This window comes from Candidatus Caldatribacterium sp. SIUC1 (assembly GCF_051549785.1).
GTDB lineage: Bacteria > Atribacterota > Atribacteria > Atribacterales > Caldatribacteriaceae > Caldatribacterium.
The window spans coordinates 468560-485564 of the sequence record NZ_CP189974.1 but is presented as its reverse complement, the minus strand read 5'-3'; the positions used below and the strand labels follow the sequence as shown (position 1 = coordinate 485564).

Below are 17005 nucleotides of genomic sequence, written 5' to 3'. Positions count from 1 at the left end.
AAGGTGATGGAACGTGTTTGCACAGATCTGGGATGGTCTGGCCAAACTCATGGAGTTCGTTCTCCGGTTTTTCTATCAGCTTACGGGAAACTACGGGATTTCCATCGTCCTCCTCACGGTGGTGATTCGGCTGGCGCTGTACCCTGTCATTCACAAGCAGAACCTTTCAGCCAGGGCCATGCAGGAGCTGCAGCCGGAAATCAAGAAGCTCCAGGAAAAGTACGGGAAAGACCCGCAGAAGCTCAACCAGGAAATCATGAAGCTCTACCGGGAAAAGGGAGTGAGCCCCCTGGGGGGGTGTCTGCCCCTCCTTATCCAGCTCCCTTTCCTCTTTGTCCTCTACCGGGTGCTTGTGACGTACGATTACGGCCAGGCAGGGTTTCTGTGGCTCCCCAGCCTCTCCCGACCTGACCCCTACTACATTCTCCCCCTGGCCATGGGGGCGACGACGTTCTGGCAGCAGAAAATCAGCACTCCTCCTTCAGGTGGTGAGGTAGCGCAGCAGAATCTCCTCCTCATGGTGGTTATGCCGGTGTTTCTCGTGTTCATCAGCTGGGGGTTGCCTTCAGGGGTACTGCTGTACTGGTTTGTCTCCAACCTCTTTTACATCTTCCAGCAGTACATGCTGGAAATACAGCTGCGGAGAACGAGGTCCTCTTCGGCCTTACCTGTTTCGTCCTCACCGGGAGGGCAGGTGGGGAATTCGCAGGGTGGAAAGGGGGGAAAGCGCCGTGAAAAGAAGCGTTGAGGTTTCAGGAAAGAGCCTCGAGGAAGTCCTCGAGCGGGCCGCGCGGTATTTTGACGTTCCCCCGGAACAGCTGGGATACGAGGTGCTCTCGGAGACCAAAGGGTTTCTGAGCGTTTTCGTCCCCCGGATGGTGAAGGTCCGGGTGTGGGTGAAGGATGAGGAAGAGGTTGCCCCGGAGACTGCGCCACCTGAAGCCCAGAAGGCTCCAGCCCGGGATTCCTCAGAGGTTCAGGAGTCCCTCGACCGTTTCCTGGGGGAGCTTGTAGAAAAGATGGGCCTTGAGGTCACAGTGAACGTGACCCAGGAAGATGGGGTTTTGCGCTGCGCTCTTGATGGGAAAGACGCGGGAGTGCTCATCGGGCGAAAGGGGGAAACCCTCGAGGCCCTCGAGGTTCTCGTGAGGACTTTCCTTGCCCGCCGGGGTCATGGGGAACTCCCCCTTGAAGTAGATGTTTCCGGATACCGGAAGCGCCGGGAAGAAGCCCTTCGGAAGCTCGCCGAGCGGATGGCTCGAAAAGTCTTGCGGGAAAAGAAGAAAGTTCGTCTGGCTCCCATGAACGCCCGGGAGCGGCGCATCATTCACACTGCCCTCAAAGACCACCCGCAGGTTGTTACCTATAGCGTCGGCGAAGAGCCCCACCGAAGGGTAGTCATTGACCTCAAGACCCAGAAGAGGAGTGGGGGGAAGCAAAAGCCTGCGAAGAAGCACGCTCGTTCCCGGGGGAACGAGGGAAGTTCGTCTCTCCCTGAAGAAGGTCATGAGGGATGATACCATTGTGGCTGTTGCCACGCCTCTTGGGGTGGGGGCTATTGGCATTGTGCGCCTGAGCGGCCGGGATGCAGTACGTATTGCGTCCCGGCTTTTTCGTGCCCGCTCCGGGAAACGGGTTGAAGAGTTTCGGAGTTTCCGGATGTACCTTGGCGAGGTCTGCGATCCAAAGACCGGAAGGCCCTTTGATGAAGCCCTCTGTGTGGTGATGCGGGCACCGAAGAGCTACACCCGGGAGGACGTTGTAGAGTTCCATCTCCACGGGGGACCCCTGCTTGTGCGAAAGGTGCTCGATCTCTGTCTTGAAGAAGGGGCTCGCCTGGCTCGTCCTGGGGAGTTCACCGAACGGGCTTTCCTGAACGGGCGCATCGACCTTCTCCAGGCAGAGGCGGTGGTTACCCTGGTTCGGGCCCGCTCCGAAAAAGTTCTCGAGCTCTCGTTGCGGCATCTTTCCGGGGCCTTTGGCGAAAAGGTCCGCAGGTGGAAAGAATGCCTGGTCCTTGTGGGAGCGTACCTTGTGGCGTCCTGTGACTTCCCCGATGTTCCCCTTGACGACGTGGTAGGGTTTGTTCGTCAGAACCTTCGGTCGCTTTCTGAGGAAATCCGCAGAGAACTCGTCCAGAGTAGCCGTTTAAAGCCCCTGGAAGAAGGGACGCTCGTGGTCATCGTGGGGAAGCCGAACGTTGGGAAGTCGAGCCTTCTGAACCTCCTTGTGGGGAGAGACCGGGCCATCGTCACGCCTTTCCCCGGAACGACACGGGATGCCATCGAAGAACTTGTGCTCCTTGAGGGGTTCCCCTTCCGTTTTGTGGATACCGCGGGGATTCGGGAAAGTGAGGACCCTGTAGAGAGGATTGGAGTAGAACGGGCGAGAGCGTACCTCAAGCGAGCAGATTTCGTCATTGCCGTTTTCGACCGGAGCCAGCCCCTGGAAGCTGAGGATTGGGAACTTGCCCGCTCCGTCCGGGGTCGACCTCACCTTGTGGTCCTCAACAAGAGTGACCTTCCCCCAAGGCTCTCTCGGGAGGAACTTGAAAGGCTCTATCCGGGGGAGACCATTCTTGAGGTTTCGGCGCTGACTGGAGAGGGGAAAGAAGCGCTGCTTCAAGTGCTTGTGGAGTACGTGCAGCATTCTGTGGGGCCTGAGGAGGATCTTGCGCTCCTTACCGCTCGCCAGAGAGAGGAATTGACGGGGATTCTTGAGTCTCTTGAGGAGGCGCTGAGGGCTCTCGAGGGCGAGACATCCCTTGACGTGGTGGGGATTCTTGTTGATGAGGCGCTTTTGGGGATGAAACGTCTCACGGGAGAAGCAGTGGACGAGGAGGTGTTACAGGCGCTCTTTTCCCAGTTCTGCATCGGGAAATGAATGTTCCACGTGGAACGTTCATTTCCCAAAGTTCTTCCTTTCCGCTACCTGGTCGAAGTTGACGATTTCCACAATGTCTCCCCTGACCACCATGGCGTACAGCCCCTTTCTGGTCAAAAGGCGGACGGTTTCTTCACGCATGCTGAGCGCGGCGTAAATACCCACAACGGTGTATGCTGCAAGTTCAGGGAGAAAAACAGGGATTTCCTCGAGTTTCTTCAGGAAAAGGTCGATGTAGTCGGTTCTGTCGGGATCGGCTTTCACCTCAACGACGAAGGCCCTTCGTTCCTCGGGGTAGAGGGCGAGGATATCGAGCTCCAGGCTTTTCCCGTTCTTGCGTACGAGTTTTTTCACGTCCACGATAGAGGGACGGCGTCCGAAGTACTTCTCTAAGGCCATATCGATGGAGGGAGCAAAAATGTCCTCTACAAGGGTGCCGAGCTTGTTCGCCAGGTGTCCCCACTGCCGATTGAGGTTCTCGATGTTCTTCTTTGACCATTCCTTGAAATCCAGCATCTCGTCTTTGAAGGCCTTCATTTCGTCCTTAAAAACCCTCATCTCGTCTTTAAAATCCAGCATCTCATCCTTAAAGGCCTTCATCTCATCCTTAAAGACCTTCATCTCATCTTTGAAGACCTTCATTTCATCCTTGAAAACCTTCATCTCGTCTTTGAAGGCCTTCATCTCGTCTTTAAAGGCCAGCATCTCGTCTTTGAAAACCTTCATCTCATCCTTAAAGGCCTTCATCTCGTCCTTGAATATCCTCATTTCTTCTTTAAATGCCTTCATTTCATCCTTGAGGTTCTGGATTTCGATTTCCGTCTTCTGCTGGACGTACACAAGGCGCATAAGGGCTTCTTCAAGTCTATCAACCCGTTCTTTCAGCACGGCCACGGGTATCACCTCAGCGGTATTGTACCCGATTTTCCCTCGGGGGTCCACAGTCTGCTCACAGAGGGCGTTTCTTGGGTATCCCCGGCCGGCGGGGGTAAGAAGGGGGTGTGGGGGCTTTCTTTTCGACGAGGACGAGGGTGGTCTTACGGGACCTGAAGGGGATGGCCACTTCCTGCAGAGTTCTGACGCTACAGTGGAGCACTTCCAGGGCTTTTCGAGCTTCTTCAACCTCTTTTTCAGCTTCCCTGCCTTTGTAGTAAAAGGCCAGACCCCCGCAGCGGAGGAAAGGGGTGGTGAGCTCCAGGACTTCCCGAAGACTCCCCAGGGCCCGGGCGGTGACAAGGTCGAACCGTTCACGGAGGGATGGATGATGCGCCAGGGTTTCGGCTCGTTCGCACAGGACGTCCACGTCTTCAAGACCGAGTGCGCGGAGAGTTGTTTCGAGGAAACGGCATTTTTTCGCCGTGGCCTCAACCATAGTGAGCTTGAGAGAAGGACGGGCGATTTTCAGGGGAATCCCTGGAATGCCACCTCCCGTCCCCACATCGAGAAGACTCTCCCCCACAAAGACCAGGTCCTCTAAAGCAAGGGCCGTGAGGCTATCGAGAATCCCTTCAACGAGGATATCCTCCTCGGTTTTGAAACCGGTGAGGTTGAGGGAACGATTGGCTTCGTTGAGGAGACGGACGAAAAGGAGTATTCGTTCCTCCTGTTCCTCAGAAAGCGAAACGCCAAGGAATGCTCTTCCTTCGCGGAGGACGTTTTTCAGGTTGTCCACAGGTTATCCACAACTCCATTCGCTCATTTTTCTAAAACGTCGCTCGAACATTTTCGCTGTATACGTTTGGGAAACGTACATTTCCATTGCTTTTCCTTGTGGATAAAGTGGTGATCGAGCGTTTTTTCAGAAAAGAGTATACTCCAAAGAGCGGAGAAATCCACAGGTTATCCACAGAAAGAACACACGGCGCATGGTTTATAATAGATGCCACAAGAAGGAGGCAAAGTATGCCCATTTGCGAAGGCGATCGTGTCTATATCCTCCTTGAGGATGGTCGGGATTACCTCGTGCGGGTGGAGCAGGGGAAATCCCTGGGAACCCACCTTGGGAATATCGACCTTGGGGAGCTCTCCGGGCGAGAGTTTGGGGAGTACATCCTCACAACGGGTGGAAAGAAGGCCTTTCTCCTCCAGCCCGGAGTGGTGGAGAACATTTTCCACATGCGCCGGAAGACCCAGATTGTGTACCCTAAGGACCTCGGGTACATCCTCCTCATGCTCGACGTAAAAGAAAGGGATCGGGTGATTGATGTAGGGCTTGGCAGTGGCGCCATGTGCGGGGCACTGGCGAGACTTGTGGGGGAGGAAGGAAAGGTCTATGCGTACGAGCGGCGGGAAGAGTTCATCGTGGTGGCTAAGCGAAACCTTGAGGAGTGGGGGCTTCTGGACCGCGTGGTGATTCGCCTCCGGGATATTGAGGAGGGCTTTGAAGAGCGCGAGGTGGACGCCCTTTTCCTTGACGTTCCTGAGCCCTGGAAGTACCTCAGGCAATGCTGGGAAGTCCTGCGAGGCGGGGGGAGGATCGCCATTGTTTCTCCCACGGCCTCGCAGGTGATGGAGGTACTGCGGGGATTGCACTCGCTTCCTTTCGTTGCCATCAGCGTGTGGGAAAGCCTCTTCCGGGAGTATAAGCCCAATCCCCTGACCTTTCGACCCTTTGACCGGATGGTGGCTCACACCACCTACATGATGTTCGCCCGAAAAGTATTCCCCTAACCCCTAAGAGTCGAGCTCTTCAAGGTAGTAACGAAGGGCAACTTCTTCTTTCCTTTGCGCCGATTCTACCGCGGCACAGGTCAGGGCAAAGGTCTTGATGTTGTCGCTCAAGGAGGTGGAAGGTTCCCCCCCTTCGAGAACGGCTTTCACGAACTCCCGGAGCACAAAAACCCGCCCATCGGTCTCGTAGCGGGGGAAGACGATTTCTTCGCGCTTGCCATCTTTTCCGGTCACAAAGAGCCGGTCGTCTTCAAGGGACAGGGTTCCGTGTTCCCCGAAAAGACGGATGGTCCCGTTCCAGCTCGTTCTGTGGCCCCGGCTCACCCAGCTTCCGAAGTACTGCACGAGCACCTCCTGGGCAAAGCGTAGCTCCCCTGAGGCTACCGCGCCGCCTTTAAAGGGGCTCCAGGAGGGGTTCAAGCTCACCATGTGGACGGCAAGGGCCTCTTTCCCCAGAACGAAGCGGAGGATGTCGAAGTGGTGAATGCTCATATCTTCAAGAAGGGGATAGTCCATGGAGGTTCTCCATCCTCCAAGCCGCCATTCTTCGTGGAATTCATACGTTCCGTATTCGATAGCTCCGCACGCCCCCTCGGCAACGGCCTTCTTCAGCGCCTGAATCTCGGGACGGAAGCGGTAGTTCTGGCTCACTGCATATATGAGCCTCTTCGACCGTTTCCAGGCGTTGTAAATTCCCAGGGCGTTTTTCCAAGTGTCAGCCAGAGGTTTTTCCGAAAGGACGTGCAGTCCTGCTCCTAAGGCCTCCTCGGCGATCTCCCGGTGCGCTCTGTTGGGTGCCACGATGAGCACTGCCTGGGCCTGGACGTTTTTCAGGGCTTCCGAAAGGGCGGGGAAACAGGGAATCCCCCGATCTCCGAAGCGTTTTGCAAAGCGTTCCCGGGCCTCTTCTGAGGGATCAACGATGGCTCGAAGCTCCACGCCTTCGCTTCGGAGGAGCAGATCCGCCCATCCTTCTCCAAAAAGCCCAAATCCGGCCTGGATGAACCCAAGACGTTCCATAAGCTCTCCTCCTTTCTCCTTCCTCAGGATAATACCACAGGAAGCAATGTTCCACGTGGAACATTTCTGATATAATCCCCCAGAAAGGAGGAAGAGCCATGCTCTGCGACCTTCTCAAAGAGCGGATTCTCGTGTTTGACGGTGCCATGGGCACAAGACTCCAGCAGCTTGGGCTTCCCCCGGGACATCCTCCCGAGGAGTGGAATCTGTCACACCCTGAGGCGGTTTTAGCGGTGCACAGAAGCTACGTGGACAGTGGGTCCGATGTCATTCAGACCAATACCTTCGGGGGGAATCGTTTTCGCCTTGGGCGTCATGGTCTTGCAGAACACCTTGGAGAAATTCTCGAGAGCGCCGTGACCATTGCCCGGCAGGCGTGTCACTCCGGAACCCTTCTTGCTGCCTCCGTTGGCCCTCTGGGAGAATTCCTCGAGCCCTTCGGTGACCTCAAAGAGGAAGACGCCCTTGAGGCCTTCCGGGAGGTGGTGCGGGTTTTTGCCGGAATTGGGGTACGCCTTTTCCACCTGGAGACCTTCAGCTCCCTTCGCGAGGCGCTACTCGCCCTTGAGGCAGTGGAGGAGGTGGGTGGCGAGGCCATCGTGAGCTTTACCTTTGAGCCCCGGGGAGAAGACATGGTAACCCTTATGGGGGAAACTCCTACTAAAGTGGCGCAGGGTTTCCGGGGAAAACCCCACGTCATCCTGGGGGCAAACTGCGGCACCGGTATTCGGGAAGCGCTGAAGGTCTTCGAGGCGTACGCCAGAGAGCATCCCGGTCCTTTTTCCGCTAAGCCCAACGCCGGCATTCCCCGGGTGGACCAGGGGACTGTTGTGTACGACGAGACCCCTGAGGATTTCTTCACCCTTGCTCCCCGGTTCTTCGAGCTCAACGTGCGGCTCATTGGGGGGTGCTGTGGCACTCACGAGGGGCACATTGCTGCTCTTCGGAGCGCTCGTGACCTGTGGCGTGCGGGGAAGTCCTCGTCTCCTGGAGCGGAGGAATGACCTCTCCCCCAAGGAAACGAGCAATGGCTTCGAGACGTTCCCGTGACGGGGCCTGAACCCAGGCGCATGCCGGTCGCCGGTCGAGGGTGTTGAGGTGAATCCGGTCCGGGCGAAGGCGGGCAAGGTGTGTCCTGAGGGCCAAAAGCTCTTCGGGGGTGTCGTTGAGGCCCTCAACGATGAACACCTCAAGCCAGATGTCTTTCGCAAAATGTTGCCGCAGAAGCATCAGGCTTTCCAGGTGTTCGGCAAAGCTCAGGGTGGGATGTGGGCGATTGATACGCTGGAAGACCGCTTCGGTTCCGGCGTCAAGGGACGGGATGATAAGGTCGAACACCTGGATTTCCTCAAGGAGCTCCCGAAAGCGGGCAAAAAGCGTCCCGTTCGTGATGAGGACCAGGCGTTCTTTTGGGAAAATCCGCCGTGCCGCTTCGGCGATACGGCCGAACTGGGCGTGGAGCGTTGGCTCTCCCCACCCGGCAAAGGTCACACAGAATGGGGGATACCCTCGAAGCCGTAGGGCTGCTTCCTGAAGTGCGTCGATCACCGCCACAGTGGGGAGGTACTCTCTCCGTTCTATAGAGAGGTTGAGCGTAGCTCCACACTCGCAGTACACGCAGTCGAGGTTACAGGTTTTGTAGGGGACGAGGTTCACCCCAAGAGAGCTCCCGAGCCTTCGGGAGAGAATCGGCCCAAAAACGCACTGTTTTCGCAAGGTTCCCCCTTCTCTCTACAAGTGTTCAAGGAACACTTTGAACCCAATGAGGATGAGTACTATTCCCCCGAAAACCTCAGGTCGAGAGAATATGGCCTTTTCCTGCACTCTGTATCCGAAAGACACCCCAAGGTACGTCATAGAGAAGGCAAAAATGCCGATGACCAGGGCCTCAAAGAGCACCCCTTTCTGGAGCAGGGCAAAGGAAAACCCTACGGCCAAGGCATCGATGCTTGTGGCTAAAGAGGCGAAAAGAAGTGGCCAGCCCCGGCTCAGGTCAGGGAAGGGCTTAGTGTCGTCCCTCCTGAGGCCTTCCAGGAGCATTTTCACCCCCACGAAGGAGAGGATTCCAAGGACAACGAAGTGGTCGAAAGAGGCGATGACGTTCGCTACCCTTGCCCCTGCCAGGAATCCCAGAAGGGGCATGAGGAACTGGAAGGCACCGAAGGAGAGCGAAAGCCTTAGCCTCGCCCCCACAGGACATGTTTTCTGGCACATCCCGAAGGCCACGGCGACGGAGAACGCATCAAGCCCAAGTCCGAAGGCGAGAAGTATGAGTTCAACGCTCTTCATAGTCCCTGCGATTATACCACAGGTTCTACAAATACTGGATTCCCGCTTTGAGGAGGGGAATCACCAGAGCACTCAGCGCAGTGGTTGCGGCGATCATCCCAGTGGCGTACTCGTAGTCGGCGCTGTACACCCGGGCAAGGAGCGAGGACTGCATCATCACCGGCATGGCCGACATGACGATGAAGACTTCTTTCATAAGTTCGGGGAGAGGAAAGAGAGCAGCAACGGCAAGGACAAGGAGGGGAGAGATGAGGAATCGGCCAAGGAGCACAAGCACGAGATCCCTTGTGAACCGCAGGTGTTTCGTGTCGATAGTGGTTCCCACGCAAAGCAGCGAAAGGGGTGTGGTGAGGTTTCCTAAGAGCTTTGCCGTTTCGGCAAGAAGCGGGGGAAGGGAGAGCCCAAAGAGCACCAGCACCACCCCGAGGAAGAAGGCCAGAAAAGGCGGGTTGAGGAGTCGCCGGAGAGTTTCGGCGAAAGAAAACCCCTGCCCCAGGTTTCCCGAGGACGCGATGCCGAGGGCTCCCAGAGTCCAAAAGAGCGTAGTGTTCACCATGTAATAGAGGAGGACAAAGGGTGTGGCGCGCTCGCCAAAGAGGGCCTGGCACACAGGAAGCCCGACGAAGATGGTGTTTGAGAGCGAAAAGGCCACGACGAAGATTCCCCGACGCTTCGCGGGAAGGCGAAGCAGATGTCCTAAAAGGACGGCACAGAGATACGAGGAAAGCATGGAAAAGAACGGTACGGGAAGGCCTTTCCCAAGGTTAAGGAGGCTTGCCCTGGTGAAGCTTGTGGTAATGTTCACGACCATGTAGGGTGGGAGGGTGATGTAAACCACAAAGCGGGCCAGGAATTCTGATTCCCCTTTTCTGACCCACTGGAAGCGGGCCAGAGCATACCCCACACCGAGAAGAATGAGGATGGTGAGGATGCCCCGTGTGGTCTGGAGGAACTCCTGCATCGTCTCTTCTCCCTTTCCGTTTTCCTCCTATTATACTTTTCGGGGACTACTCTTCGTAGAGCCTGCGAATGTCCTCTGCCCGCCTGAGGAAGGCTGAGAGTACCCGGGGGTGGAAGTGTTCCGGCTTTACCCGTCCATCCCCTTTCGTGATAATGCGCAGCGCCTCCTCGTGAGAAAAGGCCCTCCGGTATGGACGCTCATCCCGCAGGGCATCGTAGACGTCAGCAATTTTGAGGATCTGCGCTTCAAAAGGAATCTCTTCTCCCCTGAGGCCTTCGGGGTATCCGGTACCGTCGAAGTTCTCGTGGTGGTACAGGGCGATGTTCCGGGCCACGGCAAGACGGGGATGGTCGAGGAGTTCCCCGGCAAGGAGAGTATGGAGCTTCACCACTTCCCACTCTGTGTCGGTGAGCGGTCCTTCTTTGTCAAGGATTTCCCGGGGGATGAAGAGTTTGCCAATATCGTGGAGTCCAGCGTAACGGACGATATCGGGATTGTGGAGGCCGAGTTCCTTGACGAGGATTCTGGTAATCTCCGCCACCCGCTGCATGTGTCGTGCGGTCTGGGGGTCATGCCCTTCGGCGATGAAGGCGAGTTTGCTGGAAAAGGTGGCGAAGGCTTCTTCTGTTTCCTTCCGAAACGTCCTGAGGGCTGAGGCAATGGCCTGGGTTTCGGAAAACTGCAGAGCGGGGAAGCTTTCTTCCCCTTCCTCCTCAAGGTAGAGCATTGTGGTCTTTAGGTCTTCTGCGAGTGCAGCAAAGCACCGGTGGTGCTGCTTGACGTATGCGAGAAAGCCCACACCTCCAAGGGAAAGCAAGCCAAGGAAAAGGACCAGGTGAAGGAAGTTGAAGGTAACGGTGACAAGGAGTGCTGTGCTGGCCCCGCTCAGAAGCGGCACAGCAAGGCGACGGACTGTGGTTCTTCTGAAAAGGCCAAAGGCCCACTTTTGCGGTGCGGCGGCGATGCGGTTTTTGAGGCGCTCGGGAAGAGCGGGAAAGGCGGAGGCTACGGGGTGGAAATGGGGAGAGTACAGCCCCACGGATTCCACAAAAGGTAGCCGTTGAAAGGCCAGAAGACCTGTAACGAAGGGTTCGAGGATTTCGGGACGAAGCGTGAAGCCAAGTTCCAGAATATCCCCTTCCGGGAGACGGGTGTAGAGGTACATCCGGATGCGTCCTGTGCGGGTCTCTAAGGCAAAAGGGTGAAGGGCAACGCCCTTTTTCGCAAGTTCCTCGTTGAGGGCGTTCCAGAATTCTGGGAAAGCCCCGAGGTTGAGGCCCAGATCCCCCGGGTAGTTTGTGCGGTAGATGGTGCCTTTGGGGCTCACAAAGTAGTAGTGTACGGCCTCAATTTCGGGAAGCGTGGAGAGTGCCGCGATTTTCCCCTCGAGGTTTGCGGGGTTGTTTCTCAGGGAGAGTATAAACTCCCGGAAGGCCTGGGCGTATTTGTGGAAGACCCTCTCAACTGCTTCCCGGACGTTCTTGGCATTCTCGGTGACGATGCTGGTTACCGCTTCCGTGGTGGAGAAGGAGAAGAGGAAGAGGAAGAGGAAGAGGAGGGAGACACCCAGGGCCACAGAGAACGCCAGGGCCACCGCAAGTGCGCCCCTCCTTTCCGCCCACCGGGCGTAGGCCTGAAACGACCGGGGTTCAGATTTTGAACTGGGCAAGGTCTTCCTCGAGTTTCCGGGCAAGCTTTGCCGTTTCGGTGATGGTGGAATCCATCTCCTGGAGAGCCGCATTCTGCTCCTCAGAGGAAGCGGCAACCTCCTCCGCGGCAGCGGCATTCTCCTCGGAGATAGAGGCCACGTGGCTTAAGCTCTCGTGGACCTCTTCGGCCATGCGGATGACCTTTCTCGTCCGCTCCTCGTTCTCCCGGGAGATGACTGTGACCTCCTCGGAGAGCTGGGCAATGCTCCGGGCAGCCTCCTCCACCTTCTGGAAAGAACTTGTGATGCGCTTTGCCTCTTCCGTCACCACCTCGTTGGCCCTGTGGATCTCCGCAAAGGCCATCCGGGCTCTCTCCACGGCCTTGTTGCCCTCCTCCACCTGCCCCCTGCTCTCCCCCATGGAGCGCACGGCCTGCTCGGCCTCTCTCTGCACTTCCGCGATGAGGGCGGCGATCTTCTGGGCAGCCTGAGCCGATTCCTCGGCGAGCTTGCGCACCTCTTCGGCCACCACGGCAAAGCCTCGTCCGGCTTCTCCTGCTCGAGCGGCTTCAATCGCCGCGTTCAAAGCCAGGAGGTTCGTTTCTTCGGCGATCCCGGTGATGAGGTCGGTGATGCTCCCGATTTCCCTGGAGCTTGCCCCGAGCTTCTCCACCACTTTCCCCACCGAGAGCACCGAGGCCTCGATGTGCCCAATGGCCTGCACCACCTCGGCGAGGGTCCGCTCTCCGTTCTCGGTGGCTAAGAAGGCCCGGGAAGCTGCGCTCTCCACCTCCCTGAGGTTCTCCCCCACCTCTTGAATCTGGGCCTCAATCCGTTCCACCTCTTCTAAGGTCTTGGCTGCTCTCTCCACCTGGAGGACGAGCTTCTCCCCCATCACCCGCATCTCCGCCAAAAGCCCCTCCATCCTCTGGGAGACCGTGATGAGGTTCTGGCTCTGCTCCTCTGAGCCCTTGGCCACCTGGGCGATGGTCTGGGCAATCTGGTCACCGGTTTCGGCGATCTCCCGGGAGGTCTGCTTCAGGCTCTCCATGGCTTTGAGGATTTCCCGGGAGGAGGAGGCCACTTCACTCAGGAAGTGGCACAGTGAAGTTGAAGCCTGGGTAAGGGAGGCAAGGAGTTCTCCGATTTCGTCACGGCGGCTCGTGTCCATCCGCTGGGTGAGGTCACCGCACTCTAAGACTTTGGCGAAGGCCACGCTCTGGCGAATAGGAACTGTGATGCTCCGGGAGAGGGTGAGGCTCAAGACAATTGCCACCGCGACCACCAAGACTACGATGAGGTAGAGGAGCCTGGTGAGGGTCTTCTGGGTGCGGGTTACAAGCTCAAGCCCCTGGGTGAAGTGGTTGCGAACTTCCTCGTTGATGGCCTCCATGGCGCCTTTGAGGTTCTCCTCAATCCCACGCATCTCCTCAATGGCGCGGCTGATCTGCCCCTCAAGGAGGGCGAGGTTTGCATCAAGCTGCACCACTTCCTGCCAGAGGGCGCGGAGGGGTTTGAAACGATCGTTCACGATGGTCTGGGCGGCAACAGCGGCGTAGATATTGAGGAAATCGCCCTCGAAGAACTTGGCGAGAATCTCGAAGTTCTTGTCCACCGCTTCCCGGGCTTTCTCCTTGGCCTCTCCTGAAAGGAGCAGGTAGTTTTTCCGGTCCTGGTTGAGGGTGTAGAGGCGGTCCACCCATTTGTCTAAGCGCAGGGCATTCAGGCTGCTTTGTAGAGACCGGTAGGCCCGATAGAATTCCATGAACTCCTCATCGGTTCGGGTTGCCTGGGGAGTGTACATGGAGTTCAGGAGAACCTCGGTTTTTTCCCTAAGGGTGTTCAGGCGCTCAAGGAGGGTTTTCTTGGTTTCCTCTGAGAACTCGGCTTGCTCCAGGTCTTTGCGAAAGCTGTCAAAATACGAGCCAATGTTTGCCCGGGCACGACTCTCCTCTTCGCCCCCGTAGAAGGAGCGGAAGAGCCAGAAGTAAATCTCGTTGAGCGGATCCCCCTGTTTGGCAACGATATCTCCGACGATGCGGACGAAGTTCACGATGGTATTTGCCGGCTCATCCATGGCTACAGCCTTTTCGTTCCGGGTGTTGATGACCGTTATCCGTTCCTGCCAGGACTTCCGGAGGGCTGAGACCTTCATGGCATAGGTGGCCTGGAGGGTGCGGAGTTCCTGGAGTTTCGCACTGAGGCTGCTCCCCTCAGGGAGAGGGGTAAGGGTGTAGGGGAAGCCTTCAGCCTGCCACAACTCTCCATAGCGGGAGGTGAAATCCCCGGAGGCACTCCCCAGCCTCAGGGCCTCAAGGTACATGGTGAAGCGGGTGTTGAGGTTGTCGAAGGAAGCCTCGTAGGCTTTGAGCTTTTCAAGGTCATTTTCAGCGAGGTACGAGGAGACCAGGGCGTTGGAGCTTGCGAGGATGTCCTTGAGCCTTGAGGTAGCCAAGAGGAGAGGGAAGGCCTCCTCCACGTCTTGAAAGGACAGGTTCACCTGTCTGAAGGCGTAGAGGGCCATCACTCCAGTGACACCAGCCAGAACCGCAAGGACGAGGAACCCCAGGGAAATTTTTGTGCGAATCCGCAAGGCCGAAACCTCCTCTCTTTTTCTCTTCCAAGAATATCGGCAGAGAGCCTCAGAGCTTTACGGGGGAAGGGGAAATTTTTTCTGGAGTTTTGTTGGTGGGGCATGCGCACAGAGGGGCCGTTCACTTTGGGTTTTAGGGAAACGGCAAACGAGTGCCTTCCGGCCCTCAGCCCGGAGCGGCTCACTCATCCTGGCACAACGTCACCGCTCTGAATACCCCAAACCCCTGGGCATTCTTTCCCCAAATCTTAGCATCGTAGGCGAGGGCCAGGAGGGTGACAGCTCCCTGGAGGAAGAGCCTTCCCTCATTCCCTTTCCTCACCTCCGTTGAAGCCACGAGAGGGGAGTGTCTCGCAGAGGACTTTCCTGGAGAACTCCAGAGGCGACTCAACCTTGATTCTTAGAACAGGGAGTACGGTATCCCCAAGGAGCACGCTGTCTTTTTTCTAGGAGGGCCGAGGTCAGGGTTTCAAGGAAAAGGGGAAGGGGTAAGGTTATCCGGATGGTGCAGGGTAGCTTACACCAGGATACTTCTCTTGTGGCCCAGACTTTTTGGGAATCTCTGTAAAAGAAGCCGTGGAGCGGGTGAGGGTACTTTTCTTCCGAGGGCGATCCGAAGCTGCATACCCGCTTTCCTTCTTCGGGACTCGGCATGGATCGGGGTCTTTCGGCGCCCCTTCAGTCCACCTCACAGGCACCCAATCCTCCCGGCGCTCGGGTATAGCTGCGGGGGTGGAGGTAGGCTCCAGAAAAACGTGTGCGTGAGGTATTCCACGCGAGGACCTTGAGTTTCCATCCCTCATAGGTAGGCTACAAACCGAGTTCAAGGTTTATCGCACGCTTTCTCAGTCTAACGTTTCCATCCCTCATAGGTAGGCTACAAACGCTTGGTAGGGAAGGTAGGCCTAAAGTTTCCGCCATGGTTTCCATCCCTCATAGGTAGGCTACAAACTGACTGAGAGACCAGTTCCGGTAATGAAATGGAAGGGTTTCCATCCCTCATAGGTAGGCTACAAACTTCTCGGTTGAGTTTGTGCGTGAGCCTTTAGTAAGGTTTCCATCCCTCATAGGTAGGCTACAAACCCGTTTTGTGGGCTTTAAATAAGGATTCCTGAGAAGACCATGTTCACCTGTCAAGGTGCGCTTTATGTAAATGAAATCACAACTTTTTCCCTCTGTCAAGAGGGTTAGAGGGGTTTTTTGAAGTGTCGTCGATCCCCAGGGGTTTTTGCACTACCGGAGGTCGACGACACTTTCCTCCGAGGGAGTTCACGCTACCCCTTGGTCGGAAACTATGCCTTTGAATCCCAGGGTACCCTCCGGATAGCCCTTCCTGCCAGGATTTGAGCTAAGGTCTGTTTCCGTCGTTTGCCCGCAGGGTTTTGGCCCGAAAAGCGACCCTACTTTCTGGAGGACAGGAGAACACAACCTGGGGCCAGATATCGCACCCTTTCCCCTGAAAACCACGGGAAAGTCCAGGGGGATTTCAACCAGCACCTGCTGATGCGAGCATGGCCCGTAAAACGCTGGCCCGGGGTGCGTCCTGGATTCCTGCGGTATGAGGTGATTCTATCCTCTGGATGGGTGGGGTTGGATAGTCAAGAGATTTAACAAGACCTGTATCCTAACTCCAGCGTCAAAGCCCAGAGGAAAAAGAGGTCCTGCACCCACACGAAGGAGCACAAAGGGGCGTAAGGACTTTCTGGCATACTCTTGAGAATCCTCTACCCTATGAGTTCTTCTATGGAAGCTTTGCTGCCAATCTCACCAGGGTGTTCCTTGAGGAAACTCCTCACAAAGCGTTCCTTTCTCCTTCCCTCCAAGGTCTCCCATGTTCCTGTAAGGATAAGGTGGGCCGTGACACCATGAGGCCCCAAGAGAAGACCATACTGGAGCATGCGGAAGAGGAGCCCTGGGAGGAGTCAAGAAAATAGACTTTCCGAGTGTTCCACGCAATATGAACCCCCACACACCATTGACAGTGTGGGCATTTGTGCTACAATTAAAAATGCGTCGGGGCGTGGCGCAGCCTGGCAAGCGCACTCGTTTGGGGTGCGAGTGGTCGGCCGTTCAAATCGGCTCGCCCCGACCATTTTGCGATTTAAGGGGGAGATGTGGTGTCTGTCCTCGACCTCTTTCGCCTCGATGGAGAAGTCGCCATTGTCACCGGTGGAGCGCAGGGTCTTGGGGAACAGATGTGCATTGGCCTTGCCGAAGCCGGAGCCTCCGTGGTGGTTGCCGACCTCAACCTGGAAAAAGCCCAGAAAGTTGCCGAACACCTTCGTACCCTTGGCGTTTCCGCTCTGGCCTTGAAGGTAGACGTGACGAAAAAGGCCGAAGTGGAGGCAACGGTGCAGAAGACTGTGGAGCATTTCGGGAAGGTGGACATCCTCGTGGCCTGTGCTGGAGTCGGGCAGTGGATGAAGGCCGAGGACATGCCCGAAGAGGACTGGAAGAGGGTTCTCGACATCAACCTCAATGGGGTGTTCTTTGCCTGCCAGGCAGCAGGAAGAGAAATGATCAAACGCCGCAAGGGGAGCATCATCACCATCTCCTCCATGTCGGGAATCATCGTGAATACCCCTCAGGCTCAGGCGCATTACAACGCCTCGAAAGCCGCGGTCATCATGCTCACGAAATCCTTAGCCGCAGAGTGGGCCCCGTACAACGTCCGGGTGAACACCATTGCTCCCGGGTACATGGAGACCCAGCTTGTGGCCGACCTCTTAAAGGAGCGTCCTGAGTATGGGGAGCTCTGGAAAAAGCTCACGCCCATGGGGCGTCTGGGTCGTCCCGAGGAAATCAAAGGTCCCTGTGTCTTTCTGGCTTCTCCCGCTTCCTCGTACCTTACGGGGAGCGTGCTTGTTATGGACGGTGGATACACGATATGGTGAGGAGGTGAGAGGAGAGCAAAAGTTCCTATCTTTGCCGATTCCCATCG

General features: G+C 56.6%; 14 protein-coding genes, 1 tRNA gene and 1 CRISPR repeat array. Of the genes, 7 read left to right on the top strand and 8 right to left on the bottom strand.

Features of this window, described 5'->3' with window-relative positions; translation table 11 throughout:
- The first annotated feature begins 13 nt into the window (after positions 1–13).
- Genes ACP6EK_RS02480 through mnmE form a run of 3 tightly spaced genes read left to right on the top strand, consistent with a single transcriptional unit; the run spans position 14 to position 2883 of the window.
- Positions 14–748, top strand: a complete 735-nt coding sequence (locus ACP6EK_RS02480; RefSeq protein ID WP_438317412.1) for a YidC/Oxa1 family membrane protein insertase — start codon at positions 14–16, stop codon at positions 746–748.
- On the top strand, positions 732–1517 hold the full coding sequence (jag, locus tag ACP6EK_RS02475; RefSeq protein ID WP_438317409.1) for an RNA-binding cell elongation regulator Jag/EloR: 786 nt from the start codon (positions 732–734) through the stop codon (positions 1515–1517). The genes ACP6EK_RS02480 and jag overlap by 17 nt, the downstream gene beginning before the upstream one ends.
- A complete protein-coding gene (gene mnmE / locus ACP6EK_RS02470; protein WP_438317406.1) occupies positions 1507–2883 on the top strand; it encodes a tRNA uridine-5-carboxymethylaminomethyl(34) synthesis GTPase MnmE in 1377 nt (458 codons plus the stop codon). Before jag ends, mnmE begins: the two co-directional genes overlap by 11 nt.
- Before the next feature lie 18 nt (positions 2884–2901).
- Here the strand turns inward: mnmE and ACP6EK_RS02465 are convergent, their stop codons facing one another.
- Positions 2902–3777, bottom strand: a complete 876-nt coding sequence (locus ACP6EK_RS02465; protein ID WP_438317403.1) for a hypothetical protein — start codon at positions 3775–3777, stop codon at positions 2902–2904.
- Positions 3778–3832: 55 nt separating this feature from the next.
- Positions 3833–4555, bottom strand: coding sequence for a 16S rRNA (guanine(527)-N(7))-methyltransferase RsmG (gene rsmG / locus ACP6EK_RS02460; protein ID WP_438317400.1), 723 nt, complete (start codon positions 4553–4555; stop codon positions 3833–3835).
- Positions 4556–4785: 230 nt separating this feature from the next.
- Here rsmG and ACP6EK_RS02455 point away from each other — a divergent pair, with 230 nt between their 5' ends.
- A complete protein-coding gene (locus ACP6EK_RS02455; protein WP_438317397.1) occupies positions 4786–5553 on the top strand; it encodes a tRNA (adenine-N1)-methyltransferase in 768 nt (255 codons plus the stop codon).
- Positions 5554–5556: 3 nt separating this feature from the next.
- On the opposite strand, the gene ACP6EK_RS02450 is transcribed toward ACP6EK_RS02455, so the two are convergent.
- The gene (locus ACP6EK_RS02450; protein WP_438317394.1) at positions 5557–6573 is read right to left on the bottom strand and encodes a Gfo/Idh/MocA family protein; all 1017 of its coding nucleotides are present in this window, start codon (positions 6571–6573) and stop codon (positions 5557–5559) included.
- A 98-nt stretch (positions 6574–6671) separates the two neighbouring features.
- Here ACP6EK_RS02450 and ACP6EK_RS02445 point away from each other — a divergent pair, with 98 nt between their 5' ends.
- A complete protein-coding gene (locus tag ACP6EK_RS02445; protein WP_438317391.1) occupies positions 6672–7577 on the top strand; it encodes a homocysteine S-methyltransferase family protein in 906 nt (301 codons plus the stop codon).
- Here the strand turns inward: ACP6EK_RS02445 and ACP6EK_RS02440 are convergent.
- From ACP6EK_RS02440 to ACP6EK_RS02420, 5 genes are read right to left on the bottom strand one after another with little or no spacing between them, the layout of a single operon-like run.
- A complete protein-coding gene (locus ACP6EK_RS02440) occupies positions 7471–8289 on the bottom strand; it encodes a radical SAM protein (protein ID WP_438317389.1) in 819 nt (272 codons plus the stop codon). The two genes, ACP6EK_RS02445 and ACP6EK_RS02440, sit on opposite strands and share 107 nt — an antisense overlap.
- 15 nt (positions 8290–8304) lie before the next feature.
- On the bottom strand, positions 8305–8862 hold the full coding sequence (locus ACP6EK_RS02435) for a manganese efflux pump MntP (RefSeq protein ID WP_438317386.1): 558 nt from the start codon (positions 8860–8862) through the stop codon (positions 8305–8307).
- A 25-nt stretch (positions 8863–8887) separates the two neighbouring features.
- The gene (locus ACP6EK_RS02430; protein WP_438317383.1) at positions 8888–9823 is read right to left on the bottom strand and encodes an AEC family transporter; all 936 of its coding nucleotides are present in this window, start codon (positions 9821–9823) and stop codon (positions 8888–8890) included.
- Positions 9824–9869: 46 nt separating this feature from the next.
- Positions 9870–11417, bottom strand: a complete 1548-nt coding sequence (locus ACP6EK_RS02425; protein WP_438317380.1) for an HD-GYP domain-containing protein — start codon at positions 11415–11417, stop codon at positions 9870–9872.
- Positions 11418–11472: 55 nt separating this feature from the next.
- Complete coding sequence (locus tag ACP6EK_RS02420; RefSeq protein ID WP_438317378.1) at positions 11473–14064, bottom strand: HAMP domain-containing methyl-accepting chemotaxis protein; 2592 nt, start codon at positions 14062–14064, stop codon at positions 11473–11475.
- 788 nt (positions 14065–14852) lie between these two features.
- A CRISPR array of direct repeats spans positions 14853–15147; the repeat unit is 30 nt; unit sequence GTTTCCATCCCTCATAGGTAGGCTACAAAC.
- 931 nt (positions 15148–16078) lie between these two features.
- On the opposite strand from ACP6EK_RS02420, the gene ACP6EK_RS02415 reads away from it, so the two are divergent.
- Both ACP6EK_RS02415 and ACP6EK_RS02410 read left to right on the top strand, forming a co-directional pair.
- Positions 16079–16156, top strand: a tRNA-Pro gene (locus ACP6EK_RS02415).
- A 25-nt stretch (positions 16157–16181) separates the two neighbouring features.
- Positions 16182–16958, top strand: coding sequence for an SDR family NAD(P)-dependent oxidoreductase (locus ACP6EK_RS02410; RefSeq protein ID WP_438317375.1), 777 nt, complete (start codon positions 16182–16184; stop codon positions 16956–16958).
- Positions 16959–17005: the final 47 nt, after the last annotated feature.

Coding starts and splice junctions, on each gene's coding strand:
- mnmE (WP_438317406.1), top strand. CDS start 1,507: ATGAGGGATGATACCATTGTGGCTGTTGCCACGCCTCTTGGGGTGGGG.
- ACP6EK_RS02445 (WP_438317391.1), top strand. CDS start 6,672: ATGCTCTGCGACCTTCTCAAAGAGCGGATTCTCGTGTTTGACGGTGCC.
- ACP6EK_RS02455 (WP_438317397.1), top strand. CDS start 4,786: ATGCCCATTTGCGAAGGCGATCGTGTCTATATCCTCCTTGAGGATGGT.
- ACP6EK_RS02450 (WP_438317394.1), bottom strand. CDS start 6,573: ATGGAACGTCTTGGGTTCATCCAGGCCGGATTTGGGCTTTTTGGAGAA.
- ACP6EK_RS02430 (WP_438317383.1), bottom strand. CDS start 9,823: ATGCAGGAGTTCCTCCAGACCACACGGGGCATCCTCACCATCCTCATT.
- ACP6EK_RS02435 (WP_438317386.1), bottom strand. CDS start 8,862: ATGAAGAGCGTTGAACTCATACTTCTCGCCTTCGGACTTGGGCTTGAT.